The sequence below is a fragment of the Shewanella profunda genome (assembly GCF_023283765.1).
Classification (GTDB): Bacteria; Pseudomonadota; Gammaproteobacteria; order Enterobacterales; family Shewanellaceae; genus Shewanella; species Shewanella profunda.
The window spans coordinates 24,303-48,542 of the sequence record NZ_JAKILG010000005.1 but is presented as its reverse complement, the minus strand read 5'-3'; the positions used below and the strand labels follow the sequence as shown (position 1 = coordinate 48,542).

Here is a 24,240-nt window from a genome sequence, read left to right as displayed (position 1 = left end):
TAAAACTCCGCATTGGGATGTTTAATAAAAAGCAAGGCGAGCAAAGGCCATAGACCTTTGCTACTTTAAGTTTTGCCCTACTTATTTCTTTTTAGGCGCTAGCACCATAATTGCTTGTCGGCCTTCCATTTTCGGGAAAGATTCAACAACCGCATACTCGTCCAAATCAGCCTTGATACGGTTCAATAGATCCATACCGAGGTTTTGGTGTGCCATTTCGCGACCTCGGAAACGCAGCGTAATCTTCGCTTTGTCCCCGTCTTCCAGAAAACGTATCAGGTTGCGTAGTTTTACCTGATAGTCGTTTTCGTCAGTTCCAGGACGGAATTTAATTTCCTTGACCTGAACCTGCTTTTGCTTCTTCTTTTGTTCCTTGGCTGACTTAGCCTTATCAAAAAGGAACTTACCGTAGTCCATAATGCGACATACTGGAGGTTCAGCATTTGGGCTGATTTCTACTAGGTCTACACCTGCTTCATCTGCCAAATTCTGAGCATCTCTGATGCTTACCACACCAATAGCTTCACCATCAATGCCGGTTAAACGTACTTCAGGTACGCCTGTGATTTCTTCATTGATTCTATTAGGGGCCGGCTGACGCCCTGCTGTTTTTTTGATCTTTATGACCTATTCCTCCAACAATTTGAGACTACGGAGCGAAATCTGTTGATGGATTTTAGTGGCGAAATCTTCAAGTCGCATCTTACCTAAATCGATACCATCACGGGTACGCACCGCTACTTCCTTATTTTCCATTTCTTGATCGCCAACGACCAACAAATAAGGGACACGCCTTAAGGTGTGCTCGCGTATTTTAAAGCCTATTTTCTCATTCCTCAAGTCAAAAGACGCTCGAATACCTTGTTCTTTGAAGAATTTGACGATTTCTTGAACATAATCAGCCTGTTTATCGGTGATATTCATCACGACAACTTGCATTGGGGCTAACCAAGTAGGGAAACGTCCTGCATATTCTTCAATCAAGATTCCTAAGAATCGTTCCAAAGAGCCTAAAATAGCACGATGGATCATGACTGGGGTTTGACGGCTGTTGTCTTCGGCAACGTAAGTCGCGCCTAAACGGCTTGGCAATGCATAATCGAGCTGCACAGTACCACATTGCCATGCACGGTCCAAACAATCGTGTAAAGTAAATTCGATTTTTGGTCCGTAGAACGCGCCTTCACCCGGCAAAAGGGTGAACTCAATGTTGTTTGCACGTAAAGCTTGTTTTAAGGCTTCTTCTGCCCTGTCCCACATGGCATCGTCACCGATACGCTTTTCTGGGCGAGTCGACAATTTTACGACAATGTTTTCAAAACCGAAAGTTGAATAAGTGTCGTATACCATTTGGATACACGCACTCACTTCCGCCTGAACTTGATCGTCAGTACAGAAAATATGGGCATCGTCTTGAGTGAAACCACGTACGCGCATTAATCCGTGCAGAGAACCCGATGGTTCATTACGGTGACAACATCCAAATTCTGCCATACGCAGTGGCAAGTCACGGTAAGACTTAAGCCCTTGGTTGAAGATCTGCACGTGGCCTGGGCAGTTCATTGGTTTAACCGCATATTCGCGGTTTTCGCTGCTGGTCGTGAACATGGCTTCTGCGTATTTATCCCAGTGACCAGAACGTTCCCACAGCACTCGGTCCATCATCAATGGACCTTTTACTTCTTGGTAAGTGTATTGGTTTAACTTACGGCGAATGAACCTTTCTAATTCTAAGAAAATACTCCAACCGTCGTTATGCCAGAACACCATACCAGGTGCTTCTTCTTGCATATGATACAAGTCGAGCTGCTTACCTATTTTACGGTGGTCACGCTTAGCCGCTTCTTCAAGACGGGTTAAGTGTGTGCTCAGGGCTTTTTTATCGGCCCAAGCTGTACCATAGATACGTTGAAGCATTTTGTTTTCTGAGTTGCCACGCCAGTATGCACCAGCAATGCTCATTAATTTGAAATGTTGGCAGAAACGCATGTTGGGCACGTGTGGCCCACGGCACATATCAATGTATTCTTCGTGATGATATAGCGCAGGCGTAGCGTCTTTGCTGATATTTTCATCCAAAATGGCAATCTTATAATCTTCACCGCGCGCCGCGAATGTATCACGGGCTTCTTGCCAGCTAACCACACGTTTAACAACATCGTAGTTAGTTTTCGCTAGTTGAAGCATGCGCTTTTCTAAGGCTTCGATGTCGTCTTGAGTCAACTTGTGCTCAAGGTCGATATCATAGTAAAAGCCGTTATCAATAACAGGACCAATCGCCATCTTGGTTTCTGGCCACATTTGCTTAATCGCGTGACCTAATAAATGCGCGCAAGAATGGCGAAGAATTTCAACACCTTCTTCTTCTTTGGCGGTAATGATTGATAGCTCAGCATCGGTTTCAATGAGATCGCAAGCATCTTTTAATTCGCCATTAACGCGGCCAGCGATACAAGCTTTCGCTAAACCAGGGCCAATATCAGCGGCAACATCGAGGGTCGATACAGCATGGGCAAACTCGCGTTTGCTACCATCGGGAAGTGTAATTACAGGCATGAAATGTCCTTTCCAGTGGTGACCCACACGTAGGGCCACTTGGTGATTAAGTAAGTTGGGTAACATGCTCGCTAGGTTAAGACAGTACAGGAGTCTTAGCCGCCTTGCGTAGCAGGGCATTTATTCTACGGGATAGCTGTCAAAGGGCGCAAGCGAATTACCCCCCAAATGCACAGCTTGGATCAATAAAAAAAACAAAATCATGATTTTGCAATCTGTTGGTACTCACCACTCATCAAACTCCCCAGCTCTGGCGGGTTAATTGCACAGCACTCATAAAACATCGAAATGCAGATAACTGATATCCAATATGTGCTTGAGCAACAAATACAAAAGTTAACCAACACCATTCGACAAGAAGCTCAGGATGGTATCTTATAACGCAATGAAATAGAGGACTTTTTTTAGAGTAAAAAATTAACGCCTCATTTGATGAGTGCCATAAACCGTTTACTCACACGTAAAATCTCTGCAGATTGTGGTGATATGTATAACATCTAATTATCCGAGTTTTGATATCGACTTTATCTAAGTCATGGCTCTTTACTCTTATATACTTAACTAAAACCTATGTGTATTCATTTACAGCATTGGTTTCCAAGATTTTATGTCTCTTTCGACCCATATGAGAGAAGGAATAATGCCATGAGGATCATGAATAAAGTGATTGCTTGTCCCCACTGCGGGCATCATCAACATATCAGTATCGATGCCAGCTGTGGTGATCAAGATTACTATGATGATTGTCGAATTTGCTGTAATCCAATCCATTTACGCTTACATGTAGATGAATTGCGACGTACTATTGAACTATACATAGACTCTGACGACGAACAAATTTATTAATCTTCTAACGTGATTGATCGCTAAAGCGTCTAGCCAGTACGCGCTCGACTGTGTCGACGATAACTTGCGTTTGACTGTCGATCTCAATATTCAATTCATCTCCCACTTTGCACTGACCTAAGTTTGTTAGCTTGAGCGTTTCTGGGATTAAGTGCAGCATAAAACTAGCATCTGTCACCTCACCAACCGTTAGACTACAGCCATTTACACCCACAAATCCTTTATAAAATATGTAGTCCATCCATTTAGGCTCAATGCCTAGCGTCAGATCGTAATGCTGCTTTGTGTGACTAATATTGACTACCTTGGCCTTAGTATGGATATGGCCTGAGAGAATGTGTCCACCAATTTCACGTCCAAAAGTTAACGAACGCTCAACATTAACACTTTGACCTACCGATAAATTAGCTAGGTTGGTGAGCTTTAACGTCTCTTCCACTACATCGAAAAATACCCTATCATCAACAACCTGAGTCACAGTCAGACATACCCCGTTATTTGCCACACTTGCACCAATTGCAAGTCCCTCATGCAAATCAGGTTTAAACGCTACCTCAAGGGTATTTAGGCCATCTTTCTTACGTATTGCAACCACCTCGCAGGTGGCTTGAACTATACCTGTAAACATTTTTTGCTCGCTCATTCGTTAAAGGCTGTATTTTATGAAACATTCAGGCTTTCAAGCCAAACGTTTAATCCAACTTGCACTGCCAGTATTTATTGCCCAAGTCACCCAGACCATGATGGGCTTTATCGATACAGTAATGGCAGGTCGAGTCAGTGCCGTTGATATGGCTGCAGTTGCCGTAGGAACGAGCCTCTGGTTGCCTGCCATTTTATTCGTTCAAGGTTTGCTTATGGCTTTTACACCCTTATTTGCCCATTTTAATGGCGCAAATAATCAAAAAGCGATTCAACCTTTGGCCTTCCAAGGAGCATATCTTGCCATTATTGGTGGTATTGGTGTGATGATATTCCTCGCATCAGCACCATTTGTGCTAACTAAAATGGACTTAGAGCCTGAATTGTACCGCTTAACCATAGGTTATATCGACGGTATTTTATGGGGTGCACCCGCGTTTGTGTTGTATCAAGTGCTGCGAGGCTGTAGCGAGGGGATCTCATATACCCTACCGACAATGGTTATTGGATTTGTCGGCTTAGCCGTAAATATCCCTGCCAATTACATCTTTATTTATGGCCACTTTGGCGTACCCGCCATGGGCGGTGCGGGTTGTGGTGTTGCTACCGCCTTAGTTTTTTGGGCAATGCTGATTGCCATGGCAATTTATATGCAATTTCATCGCAAATTTGCTGCATTGGCTCCGTTCAGTAAATTTCATCGCCCAGATTTTAAAACGATGAAAAAAATGACTAAACTCGGCCTACCAATTGCTATGGCGCTATTTTTTGAAGTGAGTTTATTTGCAATCATCGCACTACTCCTTGCGCCTTTAGGCGCAACTGTGGTGGCAAGTCACCAAATTGCCCTCAATTTCTCCGCGATTGTTTTTATGCTGCCTTTATCTATTGGTATCGCGGTTTCGATCCGTATTGGCTATTACCTAGGTCGTGATCGCGCCGATATCTCAGCCGTTGTTGCTAAAGTCGGTTTATGGTTGGCGCTGTCTCTTGCCCTTTCTACTGCCGTATTGACGGTGTTATTCAGATTCCAGATTGCTGAACTCTATAATAATGATCCTGCTGTAGTTGTTTTAGCAGGTAGTTTGATGTTAATGGCAGCCTTATATCAATTATCTGACTCGGTCCAAGTGGTCGCGTCTGGAGCCCTTCGTGGTTATAAAGACACGCGTAGTGCCTTTTACATTACACTGTTTTCCTACTGGGGTATTGGCATGACATTGGGTTATACCTTGGCCTATACCGACTATCTCGTTCCCGCTATGGGGGCTCACGGATTTTGGGCTGGACTTATTGCAGGACTGACCTCTGCAGCACTGTTGTTTTTTATACGCTTACGCTATATCCAAAAGCATGGTGTACATTTAAGCCTTATTGAAGGTAATAGCGTACATCATTAATCCAGTAAACATTCACCTCCATAGGCGGATTGGGATAACAATTAATGGTGAGTATCGATGCTCGCCATTTTGTTTATCGGTTTGATTTGGATGGGAACAATTAGATCAACATCATTAGAAATAAGGATTTTATCAGCATCGTTGCTGAAACACTGGACAAGTTGCACAGCAATTCACCATTTAACGATAAAATCGCTTTTTTTTCTTGCCAGCCTTTCGCTATCCCCCTAATATAGCGCTCGTTCCAAAGCGCAATGCTTTTGGACAGTGCGTGAAATTTGACAATGCATCCGTAGCTCAGCTGAGTAAAAAGAGTAGCACTACCTACTCATTTGACAACAGGCTGTAAGGGTCGGTGGTTCAGACCATCAAGAAATAAACGATGCACCCGTAGCTCAGTTGGTTAGAGCACTACCTTGACATGGTAGGGGTCGGTGGTTCGAGTCCACTCGGGTGTACCACTCTCTTCAAAGAGTCTAAAATTTGAAATTCAAACAGTGCACCCGTAGCTCAGTTGGTTAGAGCACTACCTTGACATGGTAGGGGTCGGTGGTTCGAGTCCACTCGGGTGTACCATTTTTTGCTTAAAATTCATATGCTTGAACAATCTTATCAATATATCCCTTAGCTTTACATCTTCTATGATGTGGTTTGGTAGCAAAAAATCCTATAGCACTGCATTTTCAAAAAGAGCCTTTTAAAACTTCTTAAGTGGTCATTCAGTACCATATCGGTATCTTCATTTTTTAAACCACTTACATCAATATCACTTAGGGTACACATCTCGGTCGAAGATGAATTAAACTTTAATAGGTACAACAAATTCATTGGGTGAAATTTTCCAATACTTTTAACCCTTTTTAAATTCTGTTTCGTTTGTAGGGGCTGAAGCTCGACAAAGAGCGGAACTTTTTGTTTATACGACGACTTATTTGAACCATTAGGGAGAACACAATGAAATTGACTCATCTACTTAATGCTGCGATGGTGCCTCTTACTTTTGCATTGTTATCTTTTAACGCTGCTGCGGTGAGTCCACCCAATCAAACAGGATTAAATGCACCTATGATCAGCGTGATGAGTTTTACATCAAAGAACTATACACAGCAAGAAGTCTCGAAAATGTTTCCCGCACCCAGTGCTGGCATGGTGCAACATATTCTTACGCTGCCTAAGTTAGAGAATGAAGAAAACTATATGCTTGAAGTCCAAATAGGCCAGACTCAGCTCATCGACTGTAACAAACACGGTTTAAACGGCGAGCTGAAAGAACATTCAGTACAGGGGTGGGGTTACAACTATTATCAAGTGGATGAAGTCTCACAAGGTCCAAGTACCATGATGGCTTGCTTTGAACTGGCAAAAAAAGAAGCTTTTGTTCGCATCCCAGGTGAATTAAAAATGCGCTACGATAGCCGCTTACCTAAAGTCTTTTACCTGCCAGAAGGTACTGAATTACGTTTTAGAACTTGGAAAGTAGATTCTGCCTACCAGTATGCTAAATAAGGTATTCTGAAACTGAGCTTAAGGTGAATGCCCTTCGGATCTTGACTTGAGTTACAAAGTCAAGATCCGATGGACATTACTAAAATCTTTTAATTCTAACTACTTGCATAATCTCAATTTCAAAACCTGCCACCATTTCAGTCTCTGGGTAATAGACAACACTCACTTTCTGCCCTTCTAAATTTTTGTATTTTTTTACGCGACGAAATTTAAACGGCACATCACAGTTTTCGAGCATTACGGTATGTTGTACCCACTCGCCCTTTTCTCTTTGAGTATGGGATAGCACAGTCACTTCGCCGGAATGAATTAATCTCTCATGGTTGGCGAGCATCTTTTTAACAGCCTTATTCATGTTCAATCCTTTTATCATCTAGTCCGCCAGTAGTGACGCAACTTTCTGTTTTATTTCTGCATATCTTAATTTTTCACAACGACCAAATCCCTTGAGTTTACGGATCTGTAGTCGACTAAAAATAGGAACCACCATACCTGCCAGAAATCGGCATTGGGTATCGAGTGATAACGCAAGCATTCCTTTCATTTTTACGTGGGTTTGTAGTTCGAGTAAATCTGCTCGGATTTGCGACTCATCAGGCCAAACAGGATCTGCAGAATAAGTTAACTTAGCCACATTTCCGCGGCAAACACTGCAATGGCCGCAGTGCTGTGGTGTGTTTTGGTCATCGAAGTAGCGAGATAAATTGTAGCTCAAACACGTCTCTAACTCGAAAAAACGCACTAATTGTCCGATGCGGAGAATTTCTTTATGCTCTTTTTCCGTAAAGTATTGATGAAGATCATCTGTTAGCGAGGGTTGCGCCAAAGTAACACTATCGACTTGATAAACATCTGTAATTCTTTTAGTTTCGAGTTCAATCCATTGTTTATCAGCTAGATATTCCAGCGCTGTTAATACTCTACTGCGCTCTACTCCCGTTGCACTGTAAAGTGCATCAAAATCTAAAACGCCCCAAACCCGTTTCATGTGTGTGTGATCAAAAATTTGAGATAAAAATACCTGCCGCTCTGGATTAAAAACACTTAAAATCTCTGATTTATCTTTGTTAAATCGATAACTTACATCGGCATAGTAGGCATAGATGGGTTTGATTACGCCATGTATTTCTAACTGAACTAAAAGCGTTTTTAATGGCAACTGACGAATATTACTAATGCTAGATAACGTATTTAACTGATGTTCCCAACGTCCGTTATGTTGTTCTTGCTTGATATTTTCAATAATGTTCTCAATACCGCTTCGCTCTGGCGTGTCACCATAAACAAAATTTTCGACTGTATTCATCCCATCAAGATTAGCCAAGGTCACGCAGTGGGAGCGTTGACCATCTCGACCCGCTCGACCAATTTCTTGGCTGTAATTCTCGATAGATTTAGGTAAGTCATAATGGATAACAAAGCGAATATTACTTTTATCAATCCCCATACCAAAGGCAATGGTCGCGACGACAACCTGCAATCTATCCAGCATAAAATCATTTTGAATTTGCTGGCGTTTCGCATCTTCAAATCCCGCATGGTAAGCACTAGCAATAATACCTTGTTGCGTGAGCAGTTCTGCAACTTGCTCTGCCGTATGTTGAAGGGTGACATAAACAATTCCCGCCCCTGCATATTGGCGGATTTGTTGATACAGCAACTTGTTTTTTTCTTGGCTTGATACAGGGATAACGCATAAATCTAAATTGGGGCGATAAAAACCCGTTTGAACTATGTGCTCAGGAGCGATATCAAACCGCGCCGCCATATCCAATTTTACCTTGCGGGTAGCGGTTGCCGTTAATAGCAGCACTAATGGGATCGCAAGCTCCCGTCCATAATCGGGTAACTTTAAGTAATCCGGTCGGAAATTATGTCCCCATTCAGAGATACAATGTGCCTCATCAACGACTAACATCGACAGTGGTACCGATTGAATAAATTGCCTAAAGCGTTCATTTTTAAAACGCTCAACCGATACCATCAAAATTTTGAGCTTACCCGAACGCGCGGCCATCATGACTTGCTTACTCTGCTCCGTATTGAGAGTCGAGTCTATGCTTGCCGCTGCAATCCCCTTTGCTTGCAAAAATTCAAGTTGATCCTTCATTAATGCCAGCAAGGGCGATATCACTAAGGTCAAATGGGGCAACTGTAAAGCGGTAAATTGATAACACAGGGATTTTCCCGATCCTGTCGGAAAAATGGCGAGGCTAGATTGTCCAGCTAATAGCTGCGAAATCGTTTCGTATTGACCATTCCTAAAGGCTGAAAAACCAAATTGCTGCTGCAATAAAGTGCTATAGCTGTCAGCATTATCTGCAAGAGGCTTTTCTGGGGTTGAGTGAAACATTGCCTAACCTTAGGGGTGAACAAGCTGAAATGTGAAACTGATATACAGTTTAACAAATTTTGCCTAACTTTATGGGGTTAATTACTGCAATAGGGAGATCTACTGAATTAGCTTGGTTTATTTAGCGATTAGCGCATAAATATGAGCAGTATAAATGACTCGAGAAAATCCTTTATTCATCAAATAGAATAGTACTTCATTATGTTCACTATTTTAGTGTTTTCTTGCCAGATAAAGACTGATTAGTGATGCTAATTTATTTTCAAACCTTTCTTCAAAAACCGCAATATCACGTCCAATCAGGTTAAAGTATTTACTCGCCTGCGTCCGTGAAAGCAGTTTATTTGCAACACTATATTGCATTTCATCGAGGGTTTTATCGTATCTTGGTGTGAGTAGCCAAGTTCCAACATCCACATCAAAATGTTGCATCGCCTTTTGTGCTAAAGAACAGAAAGCTTCAATATGATCTCTTCCATCAGGACCAAGACACCCAGGCTCTATACGGCACAATACGGCAATTTTTCTGTCCTCAGCCATTTTTCATATCCCTAATGATTACAACTTCTACGATAAGAACACATATCAGAGTGAGTGATTTTACGTGAGTGTAAGTATATGTCACGCGCTTTGCATCAATTGATTCTAGTGGGATTTATCACTCACGCGATCATGAATGTAAAAATACCTAGTGGCATTGCAGCATTTTTGTCATCTAAATGCATCTTTATTGTCACACCAACTCATTAGGCTGGGCCTCGAAATTTAATCCATATCACATATTTGGGGTGAAACATGAGCAAGGCCACCTTTGATCCTACACTTTATAATAAAAGTAAAAACGAGCCGTTTAACCAAGTGTTGGATAAGCATTTATCTCGCCGTAATTTTGTCAAAAGCGGATTAGGCCTCGGCGCCATGACTGCTTTTGCTGGAATAGGATTAACAGGCTGTGGCTCGGATAGCTCATCAGCACCGACGCCAGTTGATCCTGTACCAACATTGCCACCTACCAAAAGCAGTGCCAAATTAAACTTTACCTCAGTGGCTGGCACTCGATTAGATGCGGTAGTCATACCTGAAGGCTACACCGCGCAAGTACTTGCCCCATGGGGAACACCGTTAAACTCAAAAGCTTCTCCATGGAAAAGCGATGGTAGCAACACAGCAGATGATCAAGCCAACTCAGTGGGTATGCATCACGATGGTATGCATTTTTTCCCATTAAATGATGCTGGCACTGATGGCTTACTCTGCATTAACCATGAATATATTGATGAAGTTGCATTACATCCGGCTGGACCTACAGTTGATGCAACCTCAGGTTTGCGTACCATTGTCGATGAAGTTCGCAAAGAAATTAACGCCCATGGTGTCACCGTAGTACGGATTAAACTGGTTAATAATCAGTGGGAAGTGGTGGCAAATGATAGCCATAACCGTCGATTTACGGGGGCGAGTGTCATGGATCTCGCGGGCCCAGTAGCCTATTCTTCCCAACTCGAAACCCGTTATTCTCCCGATGGAAGCCAAGCTCGCGGTACGCTCAATAACTGTGGCAATGGGTATACGCCTTGGGGCACTTACCTGACCTGTGAAGAAAACTGGCCGGGATATTTCGTCAATCGAGCCACGTTAACCGCCGAGCAAAGTCGTACTGGGATCAGTAAAACCAGCACTCGTTATGGCTGGGATGATCTCGCGGGCCACGATGAGGAGCGTCTCGATGAATTTGCGCGTTTCGATGTGACCCCTAAGGGAGCAAGTGCTCAGGATGACTATCGCAACGAAGCGAACGGCCACGGTTATATCGTTGAGATTGATCCTTTCAATCCAACATCGCGGGCAATAAAACGTACCGCACTCGGTCGTTTCCGCCATGAAGGCTGTACTTTTGGTAAATTGACCGAAGGCAAGCCGGTGGTGTTTTATTCTGGCCATGATTCACAATTTGAATACCTCTATAAATTTGTCTCGGCCGCCGCTTGGGATGCAAAAGACGCCAACAGCAGTAACCGTCTGCAAATCGGCGATAAGTATATGAATGAAGGCACCTTGTACGCCGCTAAATTCAATGAAAATGGCAGCGGTGTTTGGTTACCTTTGACCTTAGATAGCCAAACGACAGACGGTAAAACCTTAGGTAATACTTTCGCCAGCTTAGCCGAAATTATTCTTAACACCGCAGGCGCTGCGGATCTCGTTGGTGCAACGCCTATGGATCGCCCCGAATGGTGTGCGGTCGATCCATTTACAGGCTCAATCTATTTGACACTGACCAACAACTCGAAACGTACCGAAGCGAATCCTGCCAACCCAAGATTAAAAAATAGTTTTGGCCATATCATTCGTTGGGATGAAAGCGATAAAGACACTGATTTTACTTGGGATATTTTCGTATTTGGTTCGCCAAGTGATGGCAATACCGAGACGAACTTATCAGGTTTAACGGACCTAAATCAGTTTGCCAGCCCCGATGGTTTAGCCTTCGATCAACGCGGTATTTTGTGGGTTCAAACCGACAATGGTGCTAAGGAAGTCGCTGAAGAGACGAATGATCAAATGTTGGCAATTGTGCCCTCCACTCTCGTGGATAGCCAAGAACAACAGTTGACCGTCACGGCGAGTAATCAGATGGAGTTGAAGCGATTCTTCGTTGGCCCTAATGATTGTGAAGTGACAGGCTTTGCAATTAGCCCGGATTACACCTCAATGTTTGTCAATATTCAACATCCTGGTAATTGGCCTTATTCGGCTAATGCCGCAGAACAAACACCCGCGGGCACCACCCTGCGCCCACGAGCTGCAACTGTGGTCATCCGTAAGCTAGATGGTAAAGAGGTTGGAGTTTAGCCTCAGAGGCTAAAAGTTAAATCAATTTAGACAAAAATCCCCTACTTGCTAGGGGATTTTTATTTTAACGGACTAAATACTTGCTAGAGACGACCTAACGAGGTCTTACCTAGGAATATTATGTGCCTGTTCGTAGGCCTGCTCAAAAGCATCGGTGAAGTTTGTTATCGGCAGTAGATCTTCACGGCAGCGGCGATTACGACCGAGTAAGGAGGATTCGACAAATAAATCGAACCAAGTACTTAAGGCTTTCGCGTTGGCCGCCTCGCCTATAGCTGCTAACGCTAACGACGCGACTTCGGCAGTACCAAGCTGAAAATCATGGCTCCCTTTACGCAATGCATACGTCGCCAACGTGTCAGGATCGAACGACAATAACGGCAACGAGTGTAAATAAGGGCTCTTACGGAACATTTTAATCGCCTCACGCCAACTGCCATCGAGCATGATCAGCAGCGGCCTTTTACCTTCGGCCAATGTCGACATAGAGACTTGATTCAGTACCCTTTGCCCTTGCTCAGCATATTGGGCAGGAAAGACCAAAAAAAGTTGATATTGCGATGAAGTGAGCAAGGCGAGTAAGTCTGCTTCAGGTTCTGTACGTGACCAAATATAGGCATGAGTATCTGGGATAAGATCGGCAATTAACCGTCCGCTATTGGTCGGTTTCAACACTTCATCGTTATACATGATCAGCAAAAAACTGGCTTGAGTGCGTAACTGACGGCGCAGCGCGCAGGTGCAGAATTGCTCTCCCAATAGGCATAATGGACAGCGGATCAGTTTTTTACCGCGTGCGCCAAAGGGCTTGGTCGAAATAGACTTACGGTACTGATATAAACGGTGCACTGCATGGGGGGCTAGATCCATAAAAACCAATTCTCTTTCAAACTCACTATGGGTTGTAACAGGGTTTCGGTGGCGCAGTTTATCCCTTGGACTTAACAGGTGCAATCAGCACGGCGCATTATTGCTATAAATGCCTATTAACTCATCCGAACTTTAAATGGCACGAACCTTTGATAGGCTTTAATGGTAGGAATGTATAGGTTCAGTTAGCACAATAGGTGTAAATCCTTAACGAACAATATTACCTCGAGTTAACACCCCGCCAGCACCATTAACCTGTCACTGACCTTTTTACGGAAAATTTAAGCCAGTATGCAGTCAGGGCTTAACTTAGTCAGAAATTGCCGTAGTATCAGGGCGAGATCTCAGCCTATACATAAAATTTTGTTAAAAGGTAAATTATGCAACAAAATGCCCTCCTAGGTTCAATCCCGCTATTCAGTGGCGTACTTCTTTGCGCGACGCTATTATCCAACACTACGCTCGCCCAACCACTCACGGCCAAAGAGATACAGTCACTGGTGGATTCAGCAGTGAAACCACTGATGGCAGAGTACGATATTCCCGGCATGGTGATAGGGCTAACCATTGATGGTCAGCAGTATTTTTACCCATATGGGCTGAGCTCCAAAGCCACGGGGCAAAGTGTTAACAAAAATACCCTGTTCGAGATTGGCTCTATCAGTAAAACCTTTACCGTGACTCTCGCTAATTATGCAAAGGCCCTAGGTAAACTCAAGCTCACGGATAGGGTCAGTGAGTATGTCCCGGCATTAAAAGGCAGCCATTTTGATCACATTAATCTGATCAACTTAGCCACCCACACTGCTGGGGATCTACCGATGCAAGTCCCCGAGAACGTGACTAATAATGCAGAATTAATGGCTTATCTCCAGCAGTGGCAACCGTCATTTGCCGCGGGCACCCATAGGAATTACGCCAATCCGAGTATTGGGCTGCTCGGCATGATTGCCGCACAAAGTCTGGATCAATCGTTTCAGCAAGCACTTGAGCAAAGCCTATTTCCCCAATTGGGCATGACCGGCAGCTATATCAACGTCCCCAGTGACAAAATGACCGAATACGCCCAAGGCTACAATAAGCAAAATCAACCTGTACGTGTGAATCCCGGCGTGTTAGCCGATGAAGCCTATGGCGTTAAAACTTCTGCCACGGATTTACTGCGATTTGTTGAGGCGAATATGCAGATGCACTCACTACCAAAGCCACTGCAAACGGCTATCGATGAGACCCATACCGGCTACTTTGATGTGGGCGTGATGATTCAGGATATGATTTGGGAACACTATTCATATCCCATTGTTCTCAATAGATTGCTCGCGGGACACACACAGCAAATTGTGTTTGACAGTACGCCAGTGAACCCGATAGTGCCGCCCCTCGCCCCGCAGTCTAATGTGTGGATCAATAAAACCGGTTCAACGGGTGGTTTTGCCGCCTATACGGCTTTTATTCCCTCACAGAAGTTGGGAATAGTGCTACTGAGTAATAAAAACTATCCTGTTCCGCCACGGGTGACAGTAGGGTATCAGATTTTAACTGGGATAGAAAAATTGCAAAAATAGCGATACTTGAGTATTGGCACAGGAGATAGGCATGCTATTCCCTGCCATCGGCAGCGTTAGAGCCTTTACTACGCTAGCTTGTCGCTCTCACTATGTCTTTAAGTGCCTATGCAAGATTTGATACTGCAATTAGCTCAGCTTAGCCAGCCAAAACAATAAAAAGCCCACATCGATGTGGGCATATATTTCAACGAGTGAGGTGGTTCGATTACTCAAAAGCCTTTATGGATCCGAGACGGTTAAAATACGAGAATTACAGAATACGTCGCAGTAAAAAATCGGCTTTGAGGCGACGGATCCTTGTCATGATCTTCTTCACTGGCGCTGGATAGCTTTGTAGCGTATCGACTTGACTGTAATGATATAACCGCTGAGTATGTTCAAGAATATGGGCTTGCTCTGCTTCAAATTGGTTTTTCCAACAAGCCGTTTCATCGTGGATCAAAAGACCATTTTCAAGATCTAATGCCCAAGCTCTTGGATTGAGATTAGAACCCGTGATCAAATGTTTATTACCATCAGCACTAATTCCTTTAAGATGATAACTGTTGATGCCGTGTTTCCATAAATGGATATTCAACTGACCATTATCAATCGCCCATTGCTGACGCTTGGCAAACTTACGCAAAGATTGCTCATACATATAAGGCAATGCGCCGATGGTTGAAAAATCCTGCTCTGGCGGAATATAAAAATCATTAGCTGTCTTGTCGCCTACCACGATATCAATACGTTTGCCCTTTCGTAAATGCTTCGCTAAGGCTCGCACTAAAATGTAGGGTGGGTTGAAGTAAGGCGTGCAGATAAACAGAGCATCCTTAGACTCTTCAACTAAAGCAACCACAACTTTATTGAGTAGATTTTTTTTACGACCTAACCCCAATAAGGGCGTAATTCGGTTACCACTATTGGTACTGTTAAATTGGTATTCGGCTTCGGACAATCGCAGTTTAAAACTACGAATATCATTTTTATGTGGTAAAACTTCTTGATATGCATCCTGAGTGAGCGATGACACCGCAGGATCGGCGATAATATAGCGCTGGATCATCGACCGCATACTGCGCGCCAATTCTACAGACTCAATCATATGGTAACGATCAAAGCGATACTTATCATTCTGTTGTAGATAGATATTATTAAGACTAGCCCCACTGTAAATTACCGCATCATCGATAATAAAGCCCTTAAGATGCAGTACGCCCATAAACTCACGGGATTTAACTGGAACACCCAAAATATCGATAGGATATTCAGCTTCAGCTATAACTCTGCGGTACATTAAATAATTGCCGCTATCACCCTTATGCCCAATTAAACCACGTCTTGCACGGTGGAAGTCGACGAGGATCTTGATATCTAATGCAGGGTTATGGGCTTTTGCAGCCATCAAGGCTTGTAAGATCTCACGGCCGGCTTCGTCATCTTCTAAATACAGCGCAGCAATATAAATACTGTGTTTAGCGCCTTCGATACGATTGAGTAATTCTGCCTTAAATCGGCATGGCGTGAGCAACCACGTTAAAGCCTCGGGTTGAACGGCTATACCACCAAGCTTATCTAGCAAGGTATCCTCCTTTAAACATGCTGACCACCCTGATAGGAAGCGCTAGGGTTCAGTGACAAAAACATCACAGCAATATGTGTTAATTCTGGATAGGCTTCAGTCACTGTCAGCCTGATCATTTGTTCTACTTTAAGATGAATATCAGGATCTTTAGGAAACCAAAGTAACTCAACTTGGACAAAGCGTTGATCAATCTTACCGTTACGATAACTAATGCTTGGGATCCAATCTAATGTAAAACTTTCTGCATTACCTTTACATATAGCCGCCAAAGACTGCAGTAATGCTTGGCTAAACTCTGCAACGGCTGTCTGTGGTAAGCCGCGCATACTAATATGAGGCATGGTTTAGTTATTACCTTAGAACCTAAAATCACAAAGGGTAGAAATTACCGACTTCACTGCGTCTCGGCAAGGCTTTTCTCCCAAAAGCACGCTGAAAACCAATTGTTTTGCTGGTAATTTGACCTGAAACGATTTAACACTGATGAATCAACCCCGTTTAGAGCAGATATTGCCTAAAACAATATCAGAATAGGAAATGGCATCCAAATCACAAAAAACTCGCCAACTGTATTTCCACATCCCCGAAAGTGAGGTTTTAGCGTAAACTAAAGCCTCTTTACACCGAGCAAATGAAAACTATGAACAAAAAAATTCTGCTAACCCTTGCGCTGACACTGATCTTAGCTTGGGGGATTTTCCATTTTAAGACCCAGCTTGGATTATTGATCCTGCCACTATTCATTGGGTTAGTACTTTTTGTAACCCTAAGACTTTATCGTCTTATGGAAAAAGATGATGGCAGTAATGAACGCTAACCCAACAATATGACTGAGCATTAACATGGATCTGTTATTTAAAACAATGCTCTACACTGGGTTAATATTGAGTTCACTCTCAATAGGCTCTAGGGCAGAACAAGCAAACATACTCGGGATTGAGCCAAACGCAATGGCACTCAGTCAAAGTATCGCCAATATTAACCCCCGCCATTCACAAACCGCATTATTGGCGCTGGATTTAGCGAGCAATAACATCATTTATAGCCAGCAGGCAGATACCCTGTTGATCCCTGCCAGCACGCAAAAAATACTCACTGCAGTCACTGCTATGGCAGAACTTGGCTCCGAGTTTCGCTATGTAACTGAGCTATGGACCGATGCCCCCATCCGTAACGGGCACATTGCAGGGAGCGTTTATTTACGCTTTAGTGGCGATCCCACCCTTACGCAACTGGACTTAACAGCCCTTTTTGCCAGTTTAGTGAAACAAGGCATCAATGGCATTGATGGCCACATGTATCTTATTGGGGATAAACAAGAGCAATTACAAGCACCGGGTTGGGTTTGGGATGATTTAGGCATTTGCTATGCCGCGCCAGTTTCGAGTTACATCATCAACCAAAATTGTGTTTTCGGTCAGTTTACCCCAAGCAATGAAAAGCAACCTTCTAAGGTTGTGTTACGTGCTAGCAGTTATGGTGTACAGGTGAGTAGTGACGCCGTATTTGATCAACAAGCCAATCGAGATTTCTGCCAGCTTGATCTCGTCCGCTTAGGACAAAACAACTACCATTTGAGGGGATGTTATCCAGGAGCTGTAGCCATACCTCTCGCAATTGCGGTAACCGATCCAGCTCAGTTTGCACGAGATACTCTAACAGCCATACTTAAAGTCGAAATGCCACTTTCTGGTAAAGTGCGAATGGGTAATAGTATCCCTAAAAAAGCCAAGCTTATTGCGAGCCATAGCTCACAACCATTACCTGAATTACTCAAAGTGATGTTACTTAAATCGGATAACTTAATCGCCGATAGCTTGTTCAAGCAAATAGGAAAAAACTATTATCGTACACAAGGAAGTTTTACCCATGGTGCGGCCGCCATGCGACGCATTCTTACCGATCTAGGCGTTGATTTGACTAATGCCAATATTGTTGATGGTTCTGGACTGTCCAGATATAACCTACTGAATGTTAACCAGTTAGCATCAGTTCTCAAATTAATTTACCGAGATAATCGCTTTAGCTCATTAATCGATAATCTGCCACAATCGGGTGTCAGTGGTACATTAAAATACCGAACGGGTTTCACCAAACCACCGCTAAAAAACCTCATTTTTGCCAAAACAGGCTCGATGCAAGGTATTGCAAATTTAGCGGGGTTTATTCGATTACCACAGCAAAACGATATATTGTTTGTTGTGCTCGAAAATGGCATAAGTCCAGAGGTTAAAAAGCAGCATAAGCCCCCTTTTAGTGCAGACTTTTTAACCCAATTGATTGCTAAGCTACAAATCAAAACAACCTCAATTGACACAAATACCATTCAAGCCAATTCCAAGGCTAAACCACAGTAATTATTCCTCTAAATGAAAAAGCACTGAAAATTCAGTGCTTTTTATTCAAAAATTTAGTGCTAGAAGAAGTCCGCAGGCATTGCCATTGTACTGATAGATCCAGCACGAACCTGTGCTAAATGATAATCCACTTTCGGTAATAACTTATCGAAATAGAATTTAGCCAGATAGGTTTTCTGCTGTGCAAAAGCTTTATCTTCATGATCTGCAGCTTTATCGACCATAGCTAACCAATAGAAGCCATAGAGGGTATAACCAAAGGCATCTAAAAAGTCGACCGCACTAGCATTAATCAATGTAGGCTGAGCCACTTTTTGGCTGTTAATGGTTTCAGCAACAATAACAAGGGCATCTAAACGAGCACACACTGCCGCAATTTTCACTGCATCTGTATGGGTAAATGCGCGCATTTGCGCTTTGAGATCGGCGACAAACTCATTTAACGCAGCTAAATTGTCCCCTGTCACTTTACGGCCGAGGAAGTCAATGGCTTGAATCCCATTGGTGCCCTCATAAATCTGTGCGATACGTGTATCTCGAACTAATTGTTCAATACCCGTTTCGCGAATATAACCGTGACCACCAAAGACTTGCTGCGCCATAATTGTCGCATCTAAACCGCGATCGGTTAAAAATGCCTTCGCAACCGGTGTTAATAAACCCACATAACGTGCTGCTTTGGCTCTCACTTCATCTTGGCCATATTTAGCTAAATCCAGTTGTTGGCCCGTAAAAACAGATAAAGCTCGACCGGCCTCTGTCATCGCGCGAATGGTCAACAACATACGGCGCACATCGCCGTGAACAATAATAGGATCAGACTCGCTGCCCGTTGGCGAGCCGCCAGCCGCTACGCCTTGATTACGTTCTTTTGCATAATTGGCCGCCATTTGATAAGCCGCTTGGGCGCTGCCTAAACCTTGAATACCGATGGCTAAACGTTCATAGTTCATCATAGTGAACATACAAACGAGGCCGCGATTAGGCTCACCAATCAAGAAACCTTGGGCGTTATCATAATTCATCACACAGGTTGCTGAACCTTTTAGTCCCATTTTATGCTCGATAGAACCGACACTCACCCCGTTCGCATTACCTAAACTACCGTCAGTATTCACTGAAATTTTTGGTACAAGAAAAAGTGAAATCCCTTTGCTATCAGGTAACTTAGCTAACACTAAGTGGATGACGTTTTCGGTTAGATCATGGTCGCCACCTGTTATAAAAATCTTACTGCCAGTAATGGCATAACTGCCATCATCCAGTGGTACTGCCCGAGTGCGAATATTGCGTAAATCTGAACCCGCCTGTGGCTCAGTCATATCCATGGCACCAGCCCATTCACCGGAATATAACTTAGGTAAGTAGGCTTGCTTGAGTACTTCGGTACCATGGGCATTGATACATAAAGCCGTGCCAGCGGTTAATGAGCCATAAAGCGTAAAGGCATTACACGCACTGTAAGCCATTTCATCGACTAAGATCCCCAACATTTTTGGCATACCCATGCCGCCAAATTCCGGATCGCCACATAAACCAATCCAGCCGCCCTGCGAGAACTGTTCATAAACAGTTTTATAGCCATCTGGGGTAATCACTTGATTGTTTTGATGCAACACGCCCTGCTCATCACCCGTCCGATTTAGCGGGTGGATCAACTCACTGCTAATCTTGGCTGCTTCTTCAAGGATGGCATTGGCAGTGTCCATATCGACCATTTCAGCAATCTCAGGCAATTGTGCCCAAGTGTTTGGCGCATCAAATACCTGTTCCAGCAAGAAACGCATGTCCGTTAACGGGGCTTGATAAGGATTCATTGGTAGACTCTTAAACGTAGGATTAAAACAGTTGTTTTAATTTATACCAGTTCAATACAGAAAACAATCGTGATACCACGACTAAAATTTGCTGTTCTATTCTGCGATAGGAATAAATTTAACCCATAAAAAAACCCTTAAGTTTCCTTAAGGGTCATTATTCTAACGGGTTACCAACCAGAGTGTCGTCGCGTCAGCTCACGATTAGACAATGAGTTACCACATTAAATCATCTGGGATAGCATAATCAGCATAGGGATCATCTTCAACGACAACCTCCTTAGATTGATCCTGTTGCCACAGATAGCCGCACCACTGAGGTACGAGCAAGTTAACTCGTTCAGCCAACTTATGTGGCACGAGATAACTCTTTTCTTCATACCTAATAATACCTAATTGCCCTTTCAGTAACTCCGCTTGAATTTTTTCATCTATGTATAAAGAATGGATTTTATTTTCAAGAGTATAGTTAAATTTAATCTCAGCGTGACTTGGTATTTTAATCGCGAACTGAGTAAATTCGCTGATTAAGCCTCGCACTTGCCCACGTGCAGTCGCTTCGGCAAAACGCTGCTCGTTGAGTGCTTTATCTCTCTCTGCTTGCAAACGTTTTTGCTCAGCCACTTCTTGCTTTAATGCGTTTGAGCCATCATCCACTCGCGATTTTTTGTCACGGCGTTTTTGGGTTTTGACGTCTCTAACTTTTTGTTTACTGGCAAGTCCAGCCTTAAGCAGCTGCTCTTGTAATGCATTAGCCATGGATTACTACCCGATTTATCAATTAAATATATTGAGAATTATAATTACATTTTTGCAGCCAATTCGCCAAGCTCTGTCATCGCAATACTGGCACCTCCGAGTGACCAACCTCCATCAACGGGTAAAACCACGCCAGTGATATAGGACGCTAAGTCCGAACCTAAAAATAACGCCGCCTTGGCGATATCCTGACCAGTTCCATTACGCTTTAAGGGAACAGACTGGGCCACTTTCTGCTGTAATGCCGCACTCGGTGCGAGGCGCTTAAAGCCTTCGGTCTCGGCAATCGGACCTGGTACGATAGAGTTTATTCGTAAACCTTCACAACCCCACTCAATGGCTAAGGTTCGCGTTAACATATCTACGCCAGCTTTTGCTGCACAAACATGTACTTGCATCGGCATAGCGATAGAAGCCTGCGGCGCTGAAATCTGGATAATATTGCCATTGGGTCGACGCAATAAAGGATAAGCCTGCTTTAGCACTTGAAAACTGCCCAACAAATCGATGTCCATCACCGACTTAAAGCCATTGGCTGAAAGCTTAGCCGCTGTTGCAGGAAAATTACCCGCCGCGCCGCTGACAAGCACATCGATAAAACCAAACTCGGAGGCAATTATATCAAAACCGACTTCCAACGCACTCAGATCGCGCACATCGAAACTCACTCCTAAGTGAATACCGTCCGGATTGGCCTGCTGTAACTGCAACACGGCGGCATCGATTTTATCTTGGCTACGACTCGCCACCGCCACATTCGCGCCAGCCTGTGCAAAGGCAATCGCAATGGCGAGATTGATACCACTGGTTCCACCGACAACGACAACATTCTTACCTTGATAATTAAACATCGTAGCGCTAAACATGGCCGTTCTCCGTTAACCGTGAGTACAAATACTAAAGTATGTTCAATACCCTAAACTACCGCATTCAAATGGGGGCACATATTGGTCCTAAATCAAGGACTGATGAATCGCTTGTAACGCGGCTAAAGGGTCAGCCGCTTTGGTAATAGGACGACCTATCACTAAATAATCCGAGCCTGCGGCAATCGCTTCAGGCGGCGTCATCACACGATGCTGATCGCCAGCATCGCTGCCAACTGGACGAATCCCCGGCGTAACAAGTTTAAACTCTTTACCTAATAATGCCTTAAGTGCAGTGGCCTCTTGGGCCGAACACACCACGCCATCGAGACCCGCTTGTTGCGTGAGTTTCGCTAAACGCTGAACATGCTCAAAAGCAGGCACATTGATGCCCAGCAATTTAAGATCCTCATCACTCATTGAGGTTAATACCGTTACTGCGATCAGCATAGGCGCTTGCTCCCCATAGGGCAGCAAGGCCTTTTTTGCCGCTTGCATCATGGCTAAACCACCACTGGCATGCACGTTTGTCATCCACACACCAAGCTCAGCGGCGGCAGTTACAGCTTTAGCGACCGTGTTTGGAATATCGTGAAATTTCAAATCGAGAAATAAATCGAAGCCACGATCATGGATATCCTTAACGAGCTGAGGCCCAAATAAGGTAAACATTTCTTTGCCTACTTTCAGGCGGCACATGTTGGGATCGAGTTGATCTATGAGTTGCAACGCGTGGCTTTTATTATCGTAATCAAGCGCTACTAGGATAGGTTTAGTGGTCATCATCTCTCCAACGGGGTTACACAAACTGTATATTTTTCTAATAGATTATTCGCCGTCAAGCCCTCGGATCCGTTTTATACTGCCCCAATTTTTACAAGATGGGCAATGCCAGTAAAGCGCATGTGATGGAAAACCACACTCCTTACAACGGTAGCTAGGACGGAATTTAATTTGTTGTTCAACGAGTTGCTCTAACATAGCTAAACTTTGCTTAGCTTGCCCGTCTTCGGCTTGACGCAAATGCATTTGCATCAAGTGTTGAAAGCCTTTCATGGTTGGATGACGATATAGCGCATCGAGTACAATATTTTCTGCCGCTTTGACTTCATCAAGACTGATCATGTGCTGAGCCAAGGCAACGACAACTGAAGCACCGGCACCTTCAGCCATAGCCCCAGCAAGTAATTCCTGATAGCCCTCTTTATCTTGGGTATCACGGTAAACTTGTTTTGCGGTCGGCAATGCATCGGCAAAGAGCTCAATATCCGCTTTTTTGAGTGCCATTAACATTGCCTTGCATTGAGGATAATCTTGAATATCGAGAAATTTTTTTGCGAGAGTCAGTAAGGCGCGGCCACATTGGGGATCCTGTTTAAGCGCCTGTTGCAACAGCTTAATTTTTTGTTCATCATCATTGGTTTCATCGGCCAACTGACAATAGAAGTGTGCAATTATAGGTTTAAGCACTTGCTGGCGCTTGCGGCTTAAACGTTTTGTGATATCAATGGCTTTTTGCCACTCTTTAATTACTTGATAGATATCAATTAATTGTGTTTCAGACTCTTCACTGTGGTCATCTTGACTCACTAGATTAATAAAGATTTCTTCAGCCCTATCATAAAATCCCGCGGCTAAATAATCTTTACCCAGCTCCATCATAGCGATATCACGCTGTTCATTGGTTAATGTGGGACGAGCGATTAAATTCTGATGAATACGTATAGAGCGGTCAACTTCGCCGCGTTTACGGAAAAGTGAACCAAGCGACAAATGGGTATCAATAGTCTCATCGTCCACATCCAACATGCTGATAAACAAATCGACCGCTTTATCCGACTCGTTAGACAATAAGAAATTTAAGCCAGTAAAGTAGTCACGACTCAGCTGCTTACGCTGATTACTTTGATTCTGCCTTATGCTCCGTCGACCCATATACCAACCGTAACCGGCAGCAATGGGAAGCAGCAGAAAGAGGATCTCAAGCATACTAGGCGTCTACATCCTGAGGGGCTTTGGCAAGTTGCACATTCAATTTCTTTCGGGTCATGGCTAAAGCAAGTTTAAGTTTGACAATATAATAGCAAGCAAATAGCCAACTGAGCATAAAGCCTGCAAAGAAAACGATTGCTAATACAACAGGTAAACGATACTCACCTTGAGCAATAAAATAACTAATCGTTACCACTTGTTCATTACGCGCGCCGAAGATCAACGCCAGAATAAATAACAGTGCCACTAGGACAGTCACTAGAAATGATTTCACGCTGCACTCCATAA

22 protein-coding genes and 2 tRNA genes are annotated in these 24,240 nt (G+C 43.7%); 9 read left to right on the top strand and 15 right to left on the bottom strand.

Annotation, left to right across the window (positions count from 1 at the left end):
* Positions 1-81 precede the first annotated feature (81 nt).
* Both infC and thrS read right to left on the bottom strand, forming a co-directional pair.
* A complete protein-coding gene (gene infC / locus L2744_RS04235; protein WP_012089240.1) occupies positions 82-624 on the bottom strand; it encodes a translation initiation factor IF-3 in 543 nt (180 codons plus the stop codon).
* A gap of 3 nt (positions 625-627) precedes the next feature.
* On the bottom strand, positions 628-2,556 hold the full coding sequence (gene thrS / locus L2744_RS04230) for a threonine--tRNA ligase (protein WP_248990752.1): 1,929 nt from the start codon (positions 2,554-2,556) through the stop codon (positions 628-630).
* 645 nt (positions 2,557-3,201) lie between these two features.
* On the opposite strand from thrS, the gene L2744_RS04225 reads away from it, so the two are divergent.
* Positions 3,202-3,402, top strand: a complete 201-nt coding sequence (locus tag L2744_RS04225) for a CPXCG motif-containing cysteine-rich protein (RefSeq protein WP_248990751.1) — start codon at positions 3,202-3,204, stop codon at positions 3,400-3,402.
* Between the two features lie 4 nt (positions 3,403-3,406).
* Here L2744_RS04225 and L2744_RS04220 read toward each other — a convergent pair whose 3' ends face one another.
* A complete protein-coding gene (locus L2744_RS04220; protein ID WP_248990750.1) occupies positions 3,407-4,030 on the bottom strand; it encodes a riboflavin synthase subunit alpha in 624 nt (207 codons plus the stop codon).
* A gap of 34 nt (positions 4,031-4,064) precedes the next feature.
* On the opposite strand from L2744_RS04220, the gene L2744_RS04215 reads away from it, so the two are divergent.
* From L2744_RS04215 to eco, 4 genes are all read left to right on the top strand, one after another.
* Complete coding sequence (locus tag L2744_RS04215) at positions 4,065-5,444, top strand: MATE family efflux transporter (RefSeq protein WP_248990749.1); 1,380 nt, start codon at positions 4,065-4,067, stop codon at positions 5,442-5,444.
* A 384-nt stretch (positions 5,445-5,828) separates the two neighbouring features.
* Positions 5,829-5,905 (top strand) — tRNA-Val (locus tag L2744_RS04210).
* A 38-nt stretch (positions 5,906-5,943) separates the two neighbouring features.
* A tRNA-Val gene (locus L2744_RS04205) sits at positions 5,944-6,020 on the top strand.
* 378 nt (positions 6,021-6,398) lie between these two features.
* A complete protein-coding gene (gene eco, locus L2744_RS04200; protein ID WP_248990748.1) occupies positions 6,399-6,950 on the top strand; it encodes a serine protease inhibitor ecotin in 552 nt (183 codons plus the stop codon).
* 79 nt (positions 6,951-7,029) lie between these two features.
* On the opposite strand, the gene L2744_RS04195 is transcribed toward eco, so the two are convergent.
* From L2744_RS04195 to L2744_RS04185, 3 genes are all read right to left on the bottom strand, one after another.
* Positions 7,030-7,305, bottom strand: coding sequence for a hypothetical protein (locus L2744_RS04195; RefSeq protein ID WP_248990747.1), 276 nt, complete (start codon positions 7,303-7,305; stop codon positions 7,030-7,032).
* A gap of 18 nt (positions 7,306-7,323) precedes the next feature.
* Positions 7,324-9,303: a RecQ family ATP-dependent DNA helicase gene (locus L2744_RS04190; protein WP_248990746.1), complete on the bottom strand. Its 1,980-nt coding sequence runs from the start codon at positions 9,301-9,303 to the stop codon at positions 7,324-7,326.
* A 213-nt stretch (positions 9,304-9,516) separates the two neighbouring features.
* Positions 9,517-9,843: a hypothetical protein gene (locus L2744_RS04185; protein WP_248990745.1), complete on the bottom strand. Its 327-nt coding sequence runs from the start codon at positions 9,841-9,843 to the stop codon at positions 9,517-9,519.
* 255 nt (positions 9,844-10,098) lie between these two features.
* Here L2744_RS04185 and L2744_RS04180 point away from each other — a divergent pair, with 255 nt between their 5' ends.
* Positions 10,099-12,156 carry a PhoX family protein gene (locus tag L2744_RS04180; protein WP_248990744.1) on the top strand — a complete coding sequence of 686 codons (2,058 nt, stop codon included), beginning with the start codon at positions 10,099-10,101 and terminating at the stop codon, positions 12,154-12,156.
* Between the two features lie 105 nt (positions 12,157-12,261).
* On the opposite strand, the gene L2744_RS04175 is transcribed toward L2744_RS04180, so the two are convergent.
* Complete coding sequence (locus tag L2744_RS04175) at positions 12,262-13,026, bottom strand: tRNA-uridine aminocarboxypropyltransferase (protein ID WP_248990743.1); 765 nt, start codon at positions 13,024-13,026, stop codon at positions 12,262-12,264.
* Positions 13,027-13,406: 380 nt separating this feature from the next.
* On the opposite strand from L2744_RS04175, the gene ampC reads away from it, so the two are divergent.
* A complete protein-coding gene (gene ampC / locus L2744_RS04170; RefSeq protein ID WP_248990742.1) occupies positions 13,407-14,591 on the top strand; it encodes a class C beta-lactamase in 1,185 nt (394 codons plus the stop codon).
* 253 nt (positions 14,592-14,844) lie between these two features.
* On the opposite strand, the gene pssA is transcribed toward ampC, so the two are convergent.
* Positions 14,845-16,158, bottom strand: coding sequence for a CDP-diacylglycerol--serine O-phosphatidyltransferase (gene pssA / locus L2744_RS04165; RefSeq protein ID WP_248990741.1), 1,314 nt, complete (start codon positions 16,156-16,158; stop codon positions 14,845-14,847).
* Positions 16,159-16,169: 11 nt separating this feature from the next.
* Complete coding sequence (locus L2744_RS04160) at positions 16,170-16,502, bottom strand: tautomerase family protein (protein ID WP_248990740.1); 333 nt, start codon at positions 16,500-16,502, stop codon at positions 16,170-16,172.
* Positions 16,503-16,801: 299 nt separating this feature from the next.
* Here L2744_RS04160 and L2744_RS04155 point away from each other — a divergent pair, with 299 nt between their 5' ends.
* The gene (locus L2744_RS04155) at positions 16,802-16,978 is read left to right on the top strand and encodes a hypothetical protein (protein ID WP_248990739.1); all 177 of its coding nucleotides are present in this window, start codon (positions 16,802-16,804) and stop codon (positions 16,976-16,978) included.
* 25 nt (positions 16,979-17,003) lie between these two features.
* A complete protein-coding gene (gene dacB, locus L2744_RS04150) occupies positions 17,004-18,518 on the top strand; it encodes a D-alanyl-D-alanine carboxypeptidase/D-alanyl-D-alanine endopeptidase (protein WP_248990738.1) in 1,515 nt (504 codons plus the stop codon).
* A gap of 59 nt (positions 18,519-18,577) precedes the next feature.
* Here dacB and L2744_RS04145 read toward each other — a convergent pair whose 3' ends face one another.
* The 6 genes from L2744_RS04145 to L2744_RS04120 form a co-directional block, all read right to left on the bottom strand.
* Positions 18,578-20,335 carry an acyl-CoA dehydrogenase C-terminal domain-containing protein gene (locus L2744_RS04145; protein ID WP_248990737.1) on the bottom strand — a complete coding sequence of 586 codons (1,758 nt, stop codon included), beginning with the start codon at positions 20,333-20,335 and terminating at the stop codon, positions 18,578-18,580.
* A 216-nt stretch (positions 20,336-20,551) separates the two neighbouring features.
* Positions 20,552-21,094 carry a DUF2058 domain-containing protein gene (locus L2744_RS04140; protein ID WP_248990736.1) on the bottom strand — a complete coding sequence of 181 codons (543 nt, stop codon included), beginning with the start codon at positions 21,092-21,094 and terminating at the stop codon, positions 20,552-20,554.
* A 44-nt stretch (positions 21,095-21,138) separates the two neighbouring features.
* A complete protein-coding gene (locus tag L2744_RS04135) occupies positions 21,139-21,960 on the bottom strand; it encodes an SDR family oxidoreductase (protein WP_248990735.1) in 822 nt (273 codons plus the stop codon).
* Positions 21,961-22,047: 87 nt separating this feature from the next.
* Positions 22,048-22,743 (bottom strand): orotidine-5'-phosphate decarboxylase, encoded by a 696-nt coding sequence (pyrF, locus tag L2744_RS04130; protein WP_248990734.1) that lies wholly within the window; start codon positions 22,741-22,743, stop codon positions 22,048-22,050.
* A 45-nt stretch (positions 22,744-22,788) separates the two neighbouring features.
* Positions 22,789-23,949: a lipopolysaccharide assembly protein LapB gene (gene lapB / locus L2744_RS04125; RefSeq protein WP_248990733.1), complete on the bottom strand. Its 1,161-nt coding sequence runs from the start codon at positions 23,947-23,949 to the stop codon at positions 22,789-22,791.
* Between the two features lies 1 nt (position 23,950).
* Positions 23,951-24,226, bottom strand: coding sequence for a LapA family protein (locus L2744_RS04120; protein WP_248990732.1), 276 nt, complete (start codon positions 24,224-24,226; stop codon positions 23,951-23,953).
* Positions 24,227-24,240 lie beyond the last annotated feature (14 nt).